This window comes from Paracoccus albicereus (assembly GCF_024359525.1).
Classification (GTDB): domain Bacteria; phylum Pseudomonadota; class Alphaproteobacteria; order Rhodobacterales; family Rhodobacteraceae; genus Paracoccus; species Paracoccus albicereus.
In genome coordinates this window covers 190,755-208,184 of sequence record NZ_JAKZEU010000004.1, presented here as the reverse complement: position 1 = coordinate 208,184, position 17,430 = coordinate 190,755, and the positions used below count along the sequence as shown (strand labels likewise).

15 protein-coding genes are annotated in these 17,430 nt (G+C 64.0%); 3 read left to right on the top strand and 12 right to left on the bottom strand.

The genetic code is table 11. The features are described from left to right. Positions 1-47: 47 nt before the first annotated feature. The 3 genes from MLD63_RS12055 to MLD63_RS12045 all read right to left on the bottom strand — a co-directional run bounded on the left by MLD63_RS12055 (position 48) and on the right by MLD63_RS12045 (position 3,105). Positions 48-974 carry a homoserine O-succinyltransferase gene (locus tag MLD63_RS12055; RefSeq protein WP_255330159.1) on the bottom strand — a complete coding sequence of 309 codons (927 nt, stop codon included), beginning with the start codon at positions 972-974 and terminating at the stop codon, positions 48-50. Beyond that, the gene (locus tag MLD63_RS12050; RefSeq protein WP_255330158.1) at positions 974-1,828 is read right to left on the bottom strand and encodes an ATPase; all 855 of its coding nucleotides are present in this window, start codon (positions 1,826-1,828) and stop codon (positions 974-976) included. The genes MLD63_RS12055 and MLD63_RS12050 overlap by 1 nt, the downstream gene beginning before the upstream one ends. Before the next feature lie 104 nt (positions 1,829-1,932). Next, the gene (locus tag MLD63_RS12045; protein ID WP_255330157.1) at positions 1,933-3,105 is read right to left on the bottom strand and encodes an OmpP1/FadL family transporter; all 1,173 of its coding nucleotides are present in this window, start codon (positions 3,103-3,105) and stop codon (positions 1,933-1,935) included. A 222-nt stretch (positions 3,106-3,327) separates the two neighbouring features. Here MLD63_RS12045 and guaB point away from each other — a divergent pair, with 222 nt between their 5' ends. Then, positions 3,328-4,776: an IMP dehydrogenase gene (gene guaB / locus MLD63_RS12040; RefSeq protein ID WP_255330156.1), complete on the top strand. Its 1,449-nt coding sequence runs from the start codon at positions 3,328-3,330 to the stop codon at positions 4,774-4,776. A gap of 28 nt (positions 4,777-4,804) precedes the next feature. Here guaB and MLD63_RS12035 read toward each other — a convergent pair whose 3' ends face one another. Genes MLD63_RS12035 through MLD63_RS12010 form a run of 6 tightly spaced genes read right to left on the bottom strand, consistent with a single transcriptional unit; the run spans position 4,805 to position 11,269 of the window. Beyond that, on the bottom strand, positions 4,805-5,473 hold the full coding sequence (locus MLD63_RS12035; protein WP_255330155.1) for an RraA family protein: 669 nt from the start codon (positions 5,471-5,473) through the stop codon (positions 4,805-4,807). Next, positions 5,473-7,098 (bottom strand): ABC transporter ATP-binding protein, encoded by a 1,626-nt coding sequence (locus tag MLD63_RS12030; RefSeq protein ID WP_255330154.1) that lies wholly within the window; start codon positions 7,096-7,098, stop codon positions 5,473-5,475. Before MLD63_RS12030 ends, MLD63_RS12035 begins: the two co-directional genes overlap by 1 nt. Further along, complete coding sequence (locus MLD63_RS12025; protein ID WP_255330153.1) at positions 7,095-7,880, bottom strand: creatininase family protein; 786 nt, start codon at positions 7,878-7,880, stop codon at positions 7,095-7,097. The genes MLD63_RS12030 and MLD63_RS12025 overlap by 4 nt, the downstream gene beginning before the upstream one ends. A 17-nt stretch (positions 7,881-7,897) precedes the next feature. Further along, positions 7,898-9,481, bottom strand: coding sequence for an ABC transporter substrate-binding protein (locus tag MLD63_RS12020; RefSeq protein WP_255330152.1), 1,584 nt, complete (start codon positions 9,479-9,481; stop codon positions 7,898-7,900). A gap of 22 nt (positions 9,482-9,503) precedes the next feature. After that, the gene (locus MLD63_RS12015; RefSeq protein WP_255330151.1) at positions 9,504-10,349 is read right to left on the bottom strand and encodes an ABC transporter permease; all 846 of its coding nucleotides are present in this window, start codon (positions 10,347-10,349) and stop codon (positions 9,504-9,506) included. Beyond that, positions 10,346-11,269, bottom strand: coding sequence for an ABC transporter permease (locus tag MLD63_RS12010; RefSeq protein WP_255330150.1), 924 nt, complete (start codon positions 11,267-11,269; stop codon positions 10,346-10,348). The genes MLD63_RS12015 and MLD63_RS12010 overlap by 4 nt, the downstream gene beginning before the upstream one ends. Positions 11,270-11,365: 96 nt before the next feature. Here MLD63_RS12010 and MLD63_RS12005 point away from each other — a divergent pair, with 96 nt between their 5' ends. Continuing rightward, positions 11,366-12,295: a LysR substrate-binding domain-containing protein gene (locus MLD63_RS12005; protein ID WP_255330149.1), complete on the top strand. Its 930-nt coding sequence runs from the start codon at positions 11,366-11,368 to the stop codon at positions 12,293-12,295. On the opposite strand, the gene MLD63_RS12000 is transcribed toward MLD63_RS12005, so the two are convergent. The 3 genes from MLD63_RS12000 to MLD63_RS11990 form a co-directional block, all read right to left on the bottom strand. Beyond that, on the bottom strand, positions 12,296-13,258 hold the full coding sequence (locus MLD63_RS12000) for a 2-hydroxyacid dehydrogenase (RefSeq protein WP_255330148.1): 963 nt from the start codon (positions 13,256-13,258) through the stop codon (positions 12,296-12,298). It lies immediately after the preceding gene. Between the two features lie 23 nt (positions 13,259-13,281). Continuing rightward, the gene (gene ggt, locus MLD63_RS11995; RefSeq protein WP_255330147.1) at positions 13,282-14,946 is read right to left on the bottom strand and encodes a gamma-glutamyltransferase; all 1,665 of its coding nucleotides are present in this window, start codon (positions 14,944-14,946) and stop codon (positions 13,282-13,284) included. 145 nt (positions 14,947-15,091) lie between these two features. Continuing rightward, the gene (locus MLD63_RS11990) at positions 15,092-16,099 is read right to left on the bottom strand and encodes a LacI family DNA-binding transcriptional regulator (RefSeq protein ID WP_255330146.1); all 1,008 of its coding nucleotides are present in this window, start codon (positions 16,097-16,099) and stop codon (positions 15,092-15,094) included. 238 nt (positions 16,100-16,337) lie between these two features. On the opposite strand from MLD63_RS11990, the gene MLD63_RS11985 reads away from it, so the two are divergent. After that, on the top strand, positions 16,338-17,372 hold the full coding sequence (locus tag MLD63_RS11985) for an ABC transporter substrate-binding protein (RefSeq protein ID WP_255330145.1): 1,035 nt from the start codon (positions 16,338-16,340) through the stop codon (positions 17,370-17,372). The last annotated feature ends 58 nt before the right edge of the window (positions 17,373-17,430 follow it).

Below are 17,430 nucleotides of genomic sequence, written 5' to 3'. Positions count from 1 at the left end.
CGTGAAATGCAGCGTAGGAACGAAGCGCGCCTTTGCGCAACGGCTCTCTAGCGTGTGCCGATCAGCGCCATGTCGTATTCGGTCGTCTGATAGATCTCGTTGACCCAGTTGCCGTAAAGCAGATGCGCATGGCTGCGCCACCGGTTCAGCGGCGCGCGCGACGGGTCGTCGTCAGGGTAATAGTTTGCCGGCACCGCGATGGGTTTGTCGGCGGCAACGTCGCGGTCGTATTCGTCCTTGAGCGTGGTGCTGTCGTATTCGAGGTGATTGAAGACGTAGACGGCGCGATGGGCCGGGTCTTCGACCAGACAGGGTCCGACCTCGTCGCTGGCCAGCAGCGTGGTCAGACCCGGCATGGCCTCGATCTCGGATTGACGTACTTCGGTCCAACGGCTGACGGGCAGCAGGACATCATCCGAAAACCCGCGCAGATAGGGGCTGGCGGGGGCCAGATTTCGGTGGCGGAAACAGCCGAAGGCCTTCTGCTCCAGCAAATGCTTTTCCAACCCGTGGAAATGCCAGGCCATCGCCATCCCGCCCCAGCAGACGCCCATCGTCGAATGGACGTGGCTCTGCGTCCAGGCGAATACCCGGGTCAGTTCGTCCCAGTAGGTCACGTCCTCGAACGGCAGATGCTCGATCGGCGCGCCGGTGATGATCAGCCCGTCGAACTTCTCGCCCGAGGCTTCGACCTCGCGGAAGGGGCGGTAGAAGCTTTCCAGATGGTCGGCGGCGGTGTTGCGGCTTTCGTGGTCCGACATGCGGATCAGCTGAAAGTCGATCTGCAGCGGCGTCGCGCCGATCAGTCGGGCGAACTGGTTTTCCGTCTGGATCTTCTTCGGCATCAGGTTCAGCAACCCGATGCGGATGGGCCTGATGTCCTGCGTGGCTGCCCGACCCGGCGACATGACCATGACGCCTTCTTCCGACAGGATGCGGTAGGCGGGTAGATCGGGGACAAGCGTGATTGGCATCAGTCGGGCTTTCGGTCGATGGCGCGGGCGATCAGGTCGATGAATTGGGTGTCCGAGGCGACTTGCGCAACCTCGGAAGCGGTGACGGTGACGCCGCGCTGCGCCATGGCGGCGTAACGCGGCTGGCGGTGCGCCAGCGCGCGGGCATAGGTCCAGCGAATGAAGGCATCGGGATCGACCTGGCCAAGATGGGCCTTGGTGTAATCCGCCCAAGCCTCGGCCAGGAAGTCGGGCTGGTAGTACATGGGTTTCGGCGCGCGATCGAAGCGGCGGACCAGTTCTTCGGTATGCGCTTCAGACCCTTCGATCCAGACCAGCAGAACCGCATCCTCCAGCGCAGACAGAACCGGGTCTGCGGAATTCGACGGGTCCACGACCTCGCAGATCGAGCCGGATGTATCGCAGACAAAATGATCATAACCATAGAGCGATTGCGCCCGATCGATGAAATGCGCGGTGTCCAGCATCGCCGCGATCTCGGCCGTGCGGTGCTGGTTCTGGCGTTTGCGGTATTCCTCGAACGCCAAGCCGCCCTTTGCCGGATCGCCCGGCTTGCCCAGATAGGTCGACAGCGGCGCAAGGTTGTCGAAGGTGATGTTGCTGGCGATATAGACGCTGTCGCCCATCAGCAGATCGCGCAGGAAGGGAACCTGCATGGCGTGGCGCTTGAATTCGTCGGCGATCAACTCGCCCATGTAGCGGGTGCCGATGCGGTAATCGACCGAGTAGTGAAACCAGTCGCCCGTCTCGCGCAGCGTGTTCGAAACGTGGGTCTTGCCAAGGCCGGACATGCCGAACAATGCGACCCGCTTGTGGGGCGCATCCCGCCATTCCTGTCCGCTGCGATAGATCATGTCGTGTCCCCGGCCGGTCCCGCGTCTTCGTAGTGCGCAGCAGCGCAAAGGAAAAGGCCCCGCCCGGTGGGCGAGGCCTTGGGTCTTCAGCCCGAAGGCTCAGGTCAGAAGCTGTAGCCCACCCGCACGCCGATGCCGAAGAAGTCGCTGTCTTCCATCTGGGCGCGCTCGACATCCGGGGTGCCGGTCTCGGGCCTCGCGTCACCAAGCTTGGTGTAGTTGACGCCGGTCGTCACCCGAAGCGGACCCTGGTTGTAGATCGCGGCCAGCGTGATGCCCTTGCGGCCGTTGGTCGGCGCCAGTGGCGAAACCAGATCGTCGCCTTCCTTCTCGAAGGTGAACGATGCAGAGCCCGACCAGTTTTCGGTGAACTTGCGCCCCACGCCCAGCGTATAGGTGGTCGTATCCTCCAGTTCGACCAGACCGCCTCCGGTGACGGTCACGAAGTTTTCGGGATCGACGCGGAATTCGGACCAGTTGACCCAGCGGATCGAGCCGAAGACCAGCGTATCTGCCGCGACGCCCGTCTGGAATTCGAGGTTCCAGCTTTCCGGCGTCTTGACCGTGGTGGTGGAAGAGCCGTTCAGGATCGGAACCGGCGGTATCGGGCCGGGGCCATCGGGATCGACCAGCGGACCGGTCTCGGACGTGTCGAAATCGTGCTCGATCTCAGAGTTGTAGGTCAGCGAGACGCGTGCCGCGATCTCGGGGCGTTCCCACGCCGCGCCGATGACGTAGCCGATTGCCGTTTCGGTATCGAGTTCGACGCGGTAGCCCGCGACAGGGCCATAGGCCGCGCCGTTCAATTCGACCGTGCCGTCCGCACGCGAGCCGCGGATGCCGCCATGAACCGAGAAGTTGTTGAACTTGTAACGGCCGAGCGCGGTGAATGTCGTCGAATCGACCTGCGCCAGCGTTCCGCCCAGCAGGATAGAGCCTTCCGCCGCCGGGTTCGGCACCGGTCCGGGTTGCGTCGGATAGCGGATATCGGCGCCGAACGGCTGTTCGATGATGATCGCGCCCGAGAACTGGTCAGTGAACTGGCGCTTGTAGCTGAGGCCGGTAAATCCATACCCTTGCGCGACATCGCCGGTGTCGAAGCCAAGGCTGTCGGTACCGTCGACCGTCGGATCGACGCCGCCGAAGCTCAGTTCGACATAGTTTTCACCGGGTTCGAACAGTGCGTTCAGCGATTGCGGTGCGCGTTCGATCCCGCCGGCCAAAACCGGAGCCGCGGTCATCAGCAGCGCAGCCACGCCAGTCAGTGCAAGTTTCATGAAATCCTCCCTCTCGGGTTCCTACGACCCGTCCGCGGCAACACTATCCCCGAGTGTCGTTCAATCAATCGTGTGAGGCAAATGACGCCGCGTTTGACGCAACCTGTCGTTGCGTCAGCGTTGCCCTGGCGCAACGGCGGGGCGCGACCCTCCGCCACTGGACAATCCCTGCGCGCCATGAAAGGGGAAACTGCCAAACGATCCAGCGCGAGGAAACGCCCGATGCAGATTCGTGAGGCTCTCACCTTTGATGATGTCCTTCTGGTTCCCGCGGCTTCGACGGTGCTGCCCTCGACCGCGGATGTGCGCACGCGGTTGACGCGTGCGATCGCGATGAACATTCCACTTCTTTCCTCCGCGATGGACACGGTGACGGAAGGGCGGATGGCAATCGCGATGGCGCAGGCAGGCGGGATCGGTGTCGTTCACCGAAATCTCGGCATCGCAGAGCAGGCGGACGAGGTGCGCCGGGTGAAGCGCTTTGAATCCGGCATCGTCTACAACCCGGTCACCCTGCGTGCGGACCAGACCATCGGAGATGCCCGCGCTTTGCAGGAGCGCTACAACGTCACCGGCTTTCCGGTGGTCGACGAACAGGGGCGGGTCGTCGGGATCGTGACCAACCGCGACATGCGCTTTGCCAGCAGCGACCGGACGCCGATCCGTGCGGTGATGACCTCGGACAACCTTGCCATGCTGACCGAGCCTGCGGATCGCGCCCAGGCAATCGACCTGATGAAGGAGCGTCGGATCGAGAAGCTTCTGGTGACCGACGGACAGGGTAAGCTGACTGGACTGCTGACGCTGAAGGATACCGAAAAGGCGGTGCTGAACCCGCTCGCCTGCAAGGACGATCTGGGGCGGCTGCGGGTCGCCGCCGCTTCGACCGTCGGTGACGAAGGGTTCGAGCGCAGCCAGGCGCTGATCGACGCTGGTGTGGATGTCGTCGTGATCGACACCGCGCATGGCCATTCCGAAGGGGTGGGGCGTGCGGTCAACCGGATCAAGAATTTCTCGAACGAGGTGCAGGTCGTCGCTGGCAACGTCGCGACGGCATCGGCGGCGCGGGCGCTGATCGAGGCGGGGGCGGACGCGATCAAGGTCGGCATCGGTCCGGGCAGCATCTGCACCACGCGTGTTGTTGCGGGTGTGGGTGTCCCCCAGCTGACCGCGATCATGGACACGGCAGGCGAAGCGGGCGAGACGCCGGTCATTGCGGACGGCGGGATCAAGTTTTCCGGCGATTTCGCCAAGGCGATCGCAGCCGGCGCATCCTGCGCCATGGTGGGCAGCGCCATCGCCGGCACCGACGAAAGCCCGGGCGAGGTGATCCTGTATCAGGGCCGCAGCTTCAAATCCTACCGCGGCATGGGCAGCCTGGGCGCGATGGCCCGCGGCTCGGCCGACCGCTATTTCCAGAAGGACGCGGCCAGCGACAAGCTGGTTCCCGAAGGGATCGAGGGCCAGGTGCCCTACAAGGGCCCGGCCGGCGCGGTCATTCACCAATTGGTCGGCGGTCTGCGTGCAGCGATGGGCTACACCGGCTGCGCCACGATCGAGGAGATGCGCAGCCGCTGCGAATTCGTCCGGATCACCGGCGCGGGGCTGAAGGAAAGCCACGTCCACGACGTGCAGATCACGCGCGAGAGCCCGAACTACCGTCTGGGGTGACGCGCGCCTGCACCATGGTTTCGCGCGTTTAGCCTGCTGCGTTGACCATCTTGCTTGCCCCGCTCAGATCGCCCAGCTTTTCGCCGGCGGCGATGCGGTCGTGGTTGCGGCCGGCCCGGGCCTGCCGGGCTTGGGCTTCGGTCAGCAGGTCGTTTACCTCGTCGGGCGGGACGATCAGTGCTCCGCATGCATCCATCAGCACCAGATCGCCGGGCATCACCGGTACGCCGCCGCAGGATACGGGCAGGTTCATCGCGCCGCCGAGATCGTTCAGGCGCGTGGTGATGGGCGAGATGCCCGTGCAGAAGACGGGCAGTCCCACCTCAATGATCTCATCGGCATCGGTGCAGGGTCCGTCGAGGATCACCGCGACCGCACCCGCCGTCTTGGCCGCGAATGCGACGCCGCCGCCCAGGCAGGCATGACGCGTGTCGCCAAGACGGTCGATTACCAGCACGTCGCCGGGGCGGACGCTGGAGATTGCGTGGTGCAGAAGCGTCGAGTCGGTCGCCGGAATGGCGACGGTAAAGGCGGTTCCGACGATCAGGTCCGGCACGGGCGCGATTGGCCGCAAACGATGAGAGACGAAGCCGCGATGGCGGAAGTGACCGATCGTGGCGATCTCGATGCCGTCGAAACCTTGTGCCAATGCTGGATCGACTTGGTCGGGCACCGGACCGATCTGGTATTTCGACATCATTCTGCTCCGTTCATGATAGGTCCGTCCTGCCAGTCCCTGCCAGGAACGGCGGCCAGCAATTGTCGTGTGTAATCCTGCGCCGGCTTGGTGAAGAGGCGTTGCGGTGTGTCTTCCTCGACGATCCTGCCGCGCTGCATGACGGCGATGCGGTCACAGATCCGCGCCGCCACACGCAGGTCGTGGGTGATGAACAACATGCCGAATTGCAGCCGTTTCTGCATTCGGGCCAGCAGGTCCAGTACCTGAGCCTGAACCGACACGTCCAATGCCGAGACGCTTTCGTCCGCGATCAGCAAATCAGGCTCCACCGCTAGTGCCCGCGCGATACAGATGCGTTGGCGCTGACCGCCGCTGAATTCATGCGGAAAGCGCGCTGCGGCAGAGCGATCCAGCCCGACCGCCTCGATCAGTTCCAGCGCGCGCTCGCGGGCCTTTTCCCGCGACAGGCCGTGGATGATGGGACCTTCGGCGATCGCCGCGCCCGCCGATTGTCGCGGGTCGAGTGCGGTATAGGGATCCTGAAACACGATCTGCACGCGCTGGCGTGCGTCGCGAAGCCTGCTGCCAGTCAGGCCGGTGAAGTCGGATCCGTCGATCACCACATCGCCATGATCGGGTTCGACCAGGCGTATCACGCACTGCGCCAGCGTCGACTTGCCGCTGCCGCTCTCACCCACCAGCCCCAGCGTCTCGCCCCGTCGGATCGAGACTGTCGCATCCTTCAGCGCATCGACGCGGCGCGTCTGTCCGAACATGGTGCGGGTGCGATAAGTCTTTCCGATTTCACTGGCCCGCAGAACCGGTTCCCCAAGATCATCGGCCGGAGCTTTCGGCGTCAGCCGGGGGACGGCGGCGATCAGGCGCCTGGTATAATCTTCCTGAGGGTCGCGCAGGATCTGGTCGGTCGTGCCGATCTCGACCAGTTCGCCATGCCGCATGACGGCCACGCGGTCCGCGATCTCGGCGACCACCCCGAAATCGTGGGTGATGAACAGGATACCGGTGCCGTGCTTCTGTCGCAGGTCCAGCATCAGCTTGAGTATTTGAGCCTGCGTCGTCACGTCCAGTGCGGTCGTCGGCTCATCCGCGATCAGCAGCGCAGGGTCCAGAGACAGGGCGTTGGCGATCATCACGCGCTGGCACTGTCCACCCGACAATTGATGCGGATAGGCGCGCAGCATCGCCTCGGGATCGGGCAACCTGACTTCCGAAAACAGTTCGATCACACGCTCTTGAATCTGCTTGCGGCTTAGGTCGGTGTGCAGGCGGATCGTTTCGGCCACCTGATCGCCGACCCGATAGATCGGGTTCAGCACGGCGGAGGGTTCCTGAAACACCATCGCCAGTCGGTTCCCAGCCAGGCGGCGGCGTTCCTTGGGGCGCAGGCTGAGCAGATTGCGTCCCTCGAAGGACATTTCGCCCGAGGCGGCGGGCAGGTTCGGCGGAAGCAATCCCATCGCTGCCAGCGCCGTCAGCGACTTGCCCGATCCGGTCTCGCCGACGATGCAGAGGATCTCGCCCTTCATCAGCGTCATCGAAAGATCGCGCACCGCGTATGGACGGTCGGCACCCGGCGGCAAAGGAACGGAAAGATTGCGGATGTCCAGAAGTGGCTGGGTCATGCGGCGGGCCCCGCCTTCAGATCGCAGGGGTCGCTGCGACGCAGATGCTCGACGAACCTGGCGCAGTGGTTTGACAGATGATCGAAAACCGCACAGCCGAATTCGGCCGACGCAAGTGCGGGATCGCCACCCAACATGCCGTTGGGCGCAAGTTCATGTGCGTCCAGCGGCAGGGCGATGTCCACGCCGTCAAAACGGACCCCGCGCGTGCCTGTGGCGGGCAGGCCCATCGCCTGCGCACCATTGGCCGCAACGGCCAGATCCATCCGCATCTGATCGGCGCGCAGGTAGAGCGCCATCGAGGTGATGGGGTCCCCGCCGTGTCCACGGGCGCGGCCCGAGTTCTCGCCGTGATGATCGCGCCACAGCGCGTCGGGGATCGCGCGCCACAGATCGATGGAACAGACGGCCGCACCGCGGTGGCGTCTGGTGTCGCGCAGAACCTCGTCGATCAGTGCGGCGTTGGTCGAGTGGCCGTTCAGGATGACGATCCGCGTCAAGCCGTGATCCAGAAACGAATCCACCATGTCGGTCAGAACGGCGCGAAAGGTCGGCCCGCGCAGCTGCATCCCGCCGGGGAAGCCGCGAAAGAAATCGGCATAGCCGAAGGGCAGACAAGGTGCCGCGATGGCGCCCGACAGTTCCGCCGTTCGCAAGGCCACCGCCTCGGCCAGAAGATAGTCGCCCATTGGGGTATGGGGGCCCTGTTCCTCCTGACTGCCCAGCGGCAGCAGGATCACGGGACCGTCCGCAAGACGGTCGCGAAATTCCGCGACCGTCATATCTTTCAACGCGTGCTTCACGAAGGCAACGACATGTAGTCGCCGAACATGCGCATCTCGCCGTCGGGCCGGGGCACGAAATCGATGTTCGAACGGTGCGCCCAGTTATAGACGCTCTTCCACAGGTAGTAGCCGGGTGTCACGTCCTGCCAGGCCTGCGACAGCTTCAGATAAGCCTCCTTGCGCGCCTCGAACGTTGTTGCCGCCTCGAACTCACGCCCGGCTTCCAGGTATTCCTCGGTCGGGTCCCAGGTCTTCCAGGTCGCGGTTGCCCGGCTGGAGGTCGGGCCCCAGTCGAGCCACAGCGGCTGGTAGGGATCGCCCGGGATGAAGTCCGTCGACATCGACATGTTCATCATGTGGTAGGGGCGCGCGTAGACCAGCTCAAAATTGTCCAGGATTTCTGCCCGGACATTGACGCCGACCTGACGCCACATCTCGACCATGATCTGCGCAGCCGCCTCGTAGTTCGGATAAAAATCGCGGGTGATGTGCCAGTCGAGCGTCTGCCCGTCATAGCCCGACTGCTCGATCTTCGCGCGCGCGGCTTCGGGATCGTAGGGCAGGGGATTGACCATGTCGGGGTCATAGAAGTCGCCGTATTCGGGGAAGTTGAACGGCACCGCGGGATGGAAGGTCGTGTCGCCGAACAGCGCCTGCACGATGCTGTCCATGTCGATGGCCTGAACCATCCCCTTGCGCAGGTTCGCATCGACCAGTGGGTTGTCCTCGGGGTCGGGGCGGCAGTTGAACGCGAAAGCCGGGTAGTTGCCCGCCAGTGCGCGGGCCAGCGTCACGTCATCGTAGCTTTGAAGCTGCGGTTCCTGATCGGTCGGAATGTTGACGATGAAGTCGAACTCGCCCGAGACGAGCCCGGCCATGCGCCCGGCAAATTCCGGCACGATGCGCCAGCTGATCTTGGACGCCGGCGGCGGGCCTTCCCAGTAATCGTCGAACGCCTCCATCTCCAGCACTTCGCCCGAGCGGAACAGTGTCACGCGGTAGGGGCCAGTGCCGATGGGGGCCTGGCCGAAGGCATCGACGCCCATGTCCAGATAGGCAGCCTTTGGCACGACGAAGCCGATATAGCCGGTCAGCTTGCCGGGGATATAGGGGTCTTCCGTCTCGGTCTCGATCTCGACGGTCAGATCGTCCACCGCTTCGACACGGGTGAAGCCTGCGGTGAAGGTCTTGCCGCGCGGCTCGAACGGCTCTTCGCCCCACAGGCGTTCCGGGCCAAGCGTGAAGGCCACGTCCTCGGCGGTCATCGTCTCGCCGTTGTGGAACTTGACTCCCTCGCGCAGTTTCAGCGTCCAGACCTTGCCGTCACGGTTCCATTCGGTGGCCAGACCGGGGCGCAGGGTCAGGCCCTGTTCGTCGGCCAGATAGTCGCGCTCGACCAGATGCGAGTAGATGTTCGGAAAGAAGCGTCGCGTCGTCGTCGAGATGCCGTTGATCGTGTTGATGTTGGCCCACAGATTGTCGACCGCCACGGTCAGTTCCGGGCGCGTGCCCTGCGCCCTTGCCCAGCCCTTCGGCAGGATCAGCGTGGTCGCGCCCGCACTGAGGGAATATTGTCCGAACCGTCTTCTGGTGATCATGACGTCTCTCCTTGTGGGTTGATCAGGTTGTTCTGGTTTTCAGCATCGGGTCGAGCCGGTCGCGCAGTGCGTCGCCCAAGATCGACATGGACAGGGTGATCAGGAAGATCGCGAGACCCGGCCAGACCGAGATCCACCACGCGGTCGACAGGTAGTCGCGCCCGTCGCCAAGGATCTGGCCAAGGCTGGTGTTGGGGGGCTGGATGCCCAGCCCCAGGAAGGACAGCGATGTTTCCAGCAGGATGATCTGCGGGAAGGTCAGCGTGACCTGCACGATCAGCGCCGACGCGACATTCGGCAGGACATGGCGCAGGTACAGGCGCCCCGGATTCGCCCCAAGCGCGACGATCGCGCGGGCATAGGGCTGGGCACGGGCCGACAGCACCACGCCGCGGGCCAGACGGGCATAGGTTTCCCATCCGAACATGCCCATCAGGATGATGAACAGCACCATCGAATTGCCGAAGAACGCCAGCAGCGTCAGTGCGATCAGGATGAAGGGCAGCGAAGCCTGGAAATCCACGACCATCATCAGGATTTCCTCGACCCAGCCTCGGAAATGGGCGGCGATGAAGCCGATCGTCGTGCCGAAGACCGCACCGATCAGCGTTCCCAGCAATGCGACGGACAGCGACATCTGCAGACCAGCGACCAGCCGCGCCACCATGTCGCGGCCGATGCGATCGGTGCCCAGCGGGAACGCAGCCTCTCCGCCCTCCATCCAGGATGGGGGCTTCAGGCGGCTCAGCAGGGCCTGATCGGTCACGGCATGCGGGGTGAAGACGTTGCCGATCAGCGCGACGCCCACCGCGACAGCCAGAATGATCGAGGCGAGGACGACGATGATGTTCGGACGCTGGCGGATCATGTCGACGCCTCGCGGATGCGCGGATCGAGAAGGCCGTAGAGAAGATCGACCAGCAGGTTCGCCATCACCATCGTTGCTGCGATCACCAGAACCAGACCCTGCACCACCGCCAGATCGCGCTGCGACACGGCGACCACCAGCAACCTGCCGATACCGGGCCAGGCGAAGACGGTCTCGACCACGATCGCGCCTGCGACAAGCTGCCCGAGATTGAGGCCGATCACGGTGACGATGGGGATCGCCGCGTTCGGGAATGCATGGAACAGAACCCGCCTGCTGAATGAAGCACCCTTGGCTGCAGCGGCGCGCATGTAGGGTTTCTCCAGCACCTCCAGCATCGAAGAGCGGGTAAACCGCGCCAGCGATCCTGCGGTAAAGGTGGCCAGGGTGATCGACGGCATCACCAGATGCTGCCAGGTGCCCGTTCCCGACGAGGGCAGGATGCGCAGCGTCAGCGAGAACAGCAGGATCATCAGGATGCCCAGAAAGAAATTAGGCAGGGCAAAGCCGAAGACGGCAATCGTCATGATCAGCCTGTCCAGCACACCGCCCCTGCGCAGGGCCGCGATGATCCCTGCCGGAATCCCTATGATGGCGGCGATGGCGAATGCGGTCAGGCCCAGCTCAACGGTTGCGGGCAGACGCTCTGCAATGATGTCGATCACCGCTCGATGATCGCGCAGCGACATGCCGAACTGGCCTGTGGCCATCTGAACGATGTAGTTCAGATACTGGACGATCAGCGGTTGATCGAGACCCCAGAGCCTGCGGAAATACTCGACCTCATCGGGCCGGGCATCCGCGCCGAGCAGCGCCACGACAGGATCGCCCGACGTGCGAAGCACGATAAAGGCGAACGTCACCACCAGCCACAGCGTGACCACGGTCCGAAGAAGCTTTATCAGCCAGAAACGTAGCATCAAAGAGGTGCACCATCCGCTTGGAGAATCGAACCGAAGCATGGGCATCTATTCGGATCAATTCCCAAATCTGAGATGATTTAATATGCTGAGCGTATGAATACCGGTCTCGACCTGCGCCAACTGCGCTACTTCGTCTGTCTTGCCGAGGAATTGCATTTCGGCCGGGCTGCCGAGCGTTTGGGCATTGCCCAAGCGCCACTCAGTCAGCAGATCAAGGCGATGGAGGAACGGCTGGGGGTCGCGCTGTTTCACCGCACGACCCGGAGGACGCGACTGACGGCAGCGGGGGAAACGCTGCTGTCACATGCGCGCAATCTTCTGGACGGGATGGATCGTGCAGTGTCCCACACCCGCGCGATGGCAGGCCAAAGCAGTGGTCGCCTGACGATCGCCGGCGTCAACATGGCGATGACCCATGTCATCCCGCCGATCTTGGCAGAATTTCGCAAGCAATGGCCGGCCGTCATCGTCGACATCCGCCATCTGGGAACCACCGAACAGCTGCGCGTTCTGGGCACGGGCGAGGTCGACGTCGCCCTTATACGCCCGACCGATCAGGCAGCCTTCATGCAGGTCGAGGCGCTGCTGTTGGAAGGCTTTGTCGCGGCCCTGCCGAAGGGCCATCCGTTGGCCGCGAAAAACGAACTGACGCTGAGCGAGATCCTGGAAGAGCCGATCATCGGATACGCACCCGTTCTGGGTACGCATTACGCGATCCTGCTGCGAGAGGCGTTCAGGCGGGCGGGTCTCACGCCGCGCGTCGTGCAGGAATGTACCCACACCACGTCGGTCGCGTCGCAAGTCGCCTCCGGGCTGGGGCTTGCGGTGATGCCGTCGTGGATCCGCAACATCCACTCTCCCTACCTCGAATTCCGCCCGGTGCCCGAACTGCCCTGCGCAATCGAACTGGCCATGGCGTGGCCACGGGGTGAGGCATCGCCCATGCTGCGGGATTTTCTCGACACAACCCGCCGCATCGTCCGGCAGGTCGCGCATGAGCAGGGCTTCGCGTTGCCCGCCTGATCAGACGAGGACGTCGATCTCGCGCGGGAAGGGACGGTTGTCGATCACTGCCTGGAAGTTCTCGAACATCCGCTTTACCGATGCCGGAAACCCGTCCGCAGAGATTGCGGCGATATGCGGCGTCAGCACGACGCGGTCGAGACCCATCAGCGGGTTGTCTTGCCGGATCGGCTCGATCGAGAAGACATCGATGCCCGCGCCGCGCAGCCGGCCTTCGCGGATCGCGTCGGCCAGGTCGGCCTCGACCAGCACGCCGCCGCGCGCCGCGTTCACCAAGATTGCGTCGGGCTTCATCAGCGCCAGCTTGTCGCGGTCAATCAGGTTGCGCGTGGACTCGTTCAGGTCGCAGTTCAGCGTGATCACGTCCGCCTCTGCCAGCATCGCGTCCAGCGGTCGGAAGGTTGCGCCGATCTCTGCTTCTTCTTCGGCAGCAAGTGGCGTGCGCTTGGAATAAAGCACTTTGCAGCCGAACCCGCGCAGCATCCTGGCCAGCGCCTTGCCGATGTAACCCATGCCGATGATGCCGACCGTTCCGCCCGAAAGCTTCATCGACGTGGCAGCGAGTTCGCCTTTCGGCCACCCGCCCTCGCGAATGCCCACATGGCCGCGCACGATGTTGCGGTTGACGGCGAGGATCAGGCCCAGCGTTGTCTCGGCGACCGTGATCGCATTCGATCCGGTCGTGCGCATGACGCGAACCCCGGCCCTGCGCGCCGCCTCAAGAGCGATGCCGTCGTAGCCGACGCCCCATTTATGGACCGCGCGCAGACCGGGGGTGGTCATCAGATCTTCGCCCATCGGCACATCGCTGACGATCACCAGATCCGCACCCTGAATGGCTTTCAGTTGATCCCCGAGGTCGCGGGTCGGCGTGGCATCGATGGTCCATCCATCGGGAAGAAAGTCTCGCATTCGCGCCAGACGTTCGGGCGTGGCGGGGTCCAGCAGCAGAATTCGGGTCATTCAGGTCCTCGGGGAAGTTCAGATCAAATCTTGAAACGCACGCCGGGTCGCGCCAGGCCGCCGCCCTGTGCTATGACGGTTCCATCGGCGCGCCAGCAGGCGGCGCCCGTCATCATGCCGTCAGGTTCGAAGGCGACGGCGTTCATCCCGCCGCCGATGGTCTTCACGACGCGAACGTCGTGGCCCAAGGCGCGCAGGGCATCCGCCATCGGCGCGTAGGCCGGTTCCAGCTCGACATGCTGCCCCTCGGTCCAGATCCGGGGGGCTTCGACGGCCTCTTGCAGGCTCATGTCATGATCAATCAGATTGACGATGGCCTGCATGGCCGAGGGAAAGATCCGCACCGCGCCGGGCAGTCCCAGGGCGAAGCGCGGCGCCCCGTCCTTCATCACGATCATCGGCGCCATCGAGGTCGGCACCCGCTTGCCCGGCGCGATCGACAGCGCGTGCCCGGGATGCGGATCGTAGTTCAGCATGTAGTTGTTGGGAATGATGCCCGTTCCGGGCACCATGATGCGTGCGCCGAACAGTCCGTTGATCGTATGCGTCGCACAGACGATGTTGCCGTCGCCATCAGCCACGGTCAGGTGCGTCGTATCACGGCTTTCATGCCCTCGTGGCGGGATCTGGCCAGCCGCAGCCGCATCACGCAGGCGTGCCAGGCATTCGCGCGCGTAATCCTTGGACGTGAAGCGCTCGACCGGCACGTCAACGAAGTCGGGATCACCGGAAGCCGCGCGACGATCCTCGAATCCGACCCGGATCACCTCGGCCAGAAGATGCAGGTTTTCGGCTGAGCCAAAGCCCATCGCTGCGACGTCGAACTGCTCAAGCATGTTCAGCATCTGCACGACATGTACGCCAGAGGATGCGGGCGGCGGCGGTCCGGCGACGGTGAAGCCGCGATAGCTGCCCATGATGGCCTCGCGCTCGACCGCGCGATAGGCGCCCAGATCGTCCAGCGTCACGTGTCCCGCGTCCACTTCCCAGGTCGCGAGCCGCGTCACCAGCGCCTTGCCTAATTCACCGCCATGCAACGCCGCATCGCCCTGGGCGGCGATCAGCCGCAGCGCGTCCGCGTAATCGCCCATGATCAGTCGTTCGCCGACCGCGATCGGCGCGCCATCCGGCATCAGCAGGCGCGCGATTTCACGGTCGGCCGACAGATCCTCGGCATGTTCGTGGATGGCGCCGTTGAGATAATGGCTGACAGAAAATCCGCGTGAGGCAGCCTGGATCGCCGGCTCGATCACGTCGGCGAAGGGCAACCGGCCAAATTGTTGGTGCATCTGGCACCAGCCGCGCAGATTGCCAGGCACAGCGACCGCGGACGGACCGACCCTGTTCCGTCGCCCGGCGACTTCCATGTAATTCTCGGGCAGGTCGGAAACCGGATCGAACATCTCGGCACGGGCTTTGGCCCCGGCGCACGACATGGCGTCGATTACGATATGCCGTCCATCCGCCAACCGCAGATGAGAGATACCGCCGCCCGCGATGCCGACCATCATCGGCTCGACCACCGTCAGCGTCAGCAGCGCCGCCACCGCCGCATCGACTGCGTTGCCGCCTGCAGCCAGCATCTGGCTGCCTGCCGCGGATCCCAGCGGAGAGTTCGTGACAACGATGCCGCGCGCGCCAGAGGCAGGCCGCTTCTCGCAGCGAAACAGGGCTGAGATGTCTTGCATGTGGATGTCGGAGACCTGTCAGGGAGGTAGGATGACACTTCCGGTCGCGGGCTAGGCTATGCGGTCCCTGCGGAAACGAAAAGGGGCGCGGCGAAATGTCGCGCGTCGGACCGTGTGGATCGAAGCAAGCTGCGCGATCCGACGGCTAAGCTGCACCGAAGACGTGCAGCCGGCAGGGCACGTGGATGACAGCGTCGGCTTGACCGGTCTCGCCGACCAAGGCAAGGACGCGGGTCATCATTTCGTCCACATCCTGCTCGACCATGCCCACGTTACCGGGCAGGAACCGTCCGAACGGGTCCCAGTCAAAGCAGCCGTAACGGACCTGGGCACCCGCCGCCCCCAGATTTCCGAGCCATTTGACCACGCCTTCCAGCGCGATTGTGGAATTGACGAACAATCCTGTGGGACCCTGCGGTCGGAAATCGGCCAGCGCGGTGGCGGACTTTGTCGCGGAATATCCGGTGGCGAGGATATGGGTTTCGGGCACCTCGATCCCTCGCGCTTGGTGTTCCTGTAGAAAGCCTTTCAGTCGCTGGGCCGTGTTGTGGTCCGACAGTCGACCGCCAACAAAGCGCAGCGGCTGGACGTCGCCGAATTCGGCGTTGCAGCGATCAAGGATCAGCGCCGTCAGCGTGCGGGCGCCGGCGAAGTTGTCCGACACGACGGACGGCGCAGCCTTACCCGGAAGGTCCAGATTCAGGGCCTGCACGCCCGCCGCGGCGCAGAATGCGCTGATCCGGTCCGGATCGGTCGCACCGGTCGAGATCACGCAATCGGCCTGCCATGAAACAAGCTCCTTCGCCGCCTCGAATTCCAGATCGGGGTCGCGCTGGGTACAGGTGACGACGGGGAACAGCCCGCGGTCGCGCGCCATCTCTTCGAACCGCTCGGCGATCTGGCCGAAATAACGGTTGTCGTATTTGGGCACGATCATTCCGATCACGTTCGACTTCTCGCGCCGCAACAGGCTCGCCTGCGCATTGACCGCATAGCCCTGCTTCTCGGCCAGCTTCATCACTCGCTCGGCCAGCTTGGCGCTGATTCGCCGCTTCTTCCAGGTGCCGTTCAGAACGGAACTCACCGCGCTGGGCGACGCCTTCGCCAGCTCTGCGATGTCGTAAATCGTCGTCCGTCGCGATGGTTTTTCCAATGGCAGCTCGTCTATGGAAGTCGGTTTGCGGAAAGCGTCGTCCAAATCATCTTGACATGTTCAATCGATGGAGCAAACATGCGCAATCGATTGTGCAAATGGCTATGTCGATCGCGCACGGGGAGGTGCGTGGGGAGGATACGGGTTCACTTGATCGTCCGCGCCCCAAGCCGGGTGTGCGACAGCGTCAGCCCGCCCCCGCGATTGGTCCCGGCGTCCAACAGTGGAGGAGTGACTCATGACGACTACCCGTACCCTTGCCGCAGCCACCGTCATGGTGACGCTGCTCGGATCTGCCGCCGGCGCGCAGACGGTGGCTTTCCTGATGCCCGACCAGGCTTCGACCCGCTACGAGGAACATGACTGGCCCGGCTTCGAGGCCGCGATGGGCGAGCTTTGCGCCGATTGCACGCTGATCTATCAGAACGGCAACGCCGACGTGGCGCTGCAGCAGCAACAGTTCAATTCGGTGATCGCGCAGGGCGCCAAGGTGATCGTGCTTGACCCCGTGGACAGCGCGGCGGCCGCCGCGATGGTCGAAATCGCGCACAGTCAGGATGTGAAGGTCATTGCCTATGACCGCCCGATCCCGGACACGCCGGCTGATTTCTACGTGTCGTTCGACAACGAGGGCATCGGCTACGCCATTGCGCAAAGCCTGGTTGAGCATCTTCAGGCCGAAAGCGTCCCCGACGGCGCGGGCGTCCTTCAGATCAACGGCTCGCCAACCGATGCGGCCGCCGGTCTGATCCGTGATGGCATCGACCGCGCGCTGGATGCGTCGCCTTATAAGACGCTCAGCGAATTCGACACCCCGGATTGGGCGCCGCCGCGCGCGCAGGAATGGACGGCCGGTCAGATCACCCGCTTCGGTGACGACATCGAGGGCATCGTCGCGGCCAATGACGGCACCGGCGGCGGCGCCATCGCCGCGCTGAAGGCGGCCGGCACCGATCCGTTGCCCCCTGTCACCGGCAACGACGCGACGATCGCGGCGTTGCAACTGATCATCGCGGGCGACCAGTACAACACGATCTCCAAACCGTCCGAGATCGTCGCGGCCGCCGCTGCGGAAGTCGCGGTCCAGCTGCTGAACGGTGAAACGCCCGAGGCCACGACAACGCTTTACGATACACCCAGTCAGCTTTTCGTGCCGGCGGTCGTGACGCAGGAAAACATCAAGGCCGAAATCTTCGACGCGGGAATCCAGTCCGCCGAAGAGGTCTGCACCGGCGAATACGCGGACGCATGCGCCGAACTCGGGATCGAGTGACTCACTAACGGGCGCGGCGCTTCGCAGGGTGCCGCGCTCAGTCTTCACGGGTTGTCGG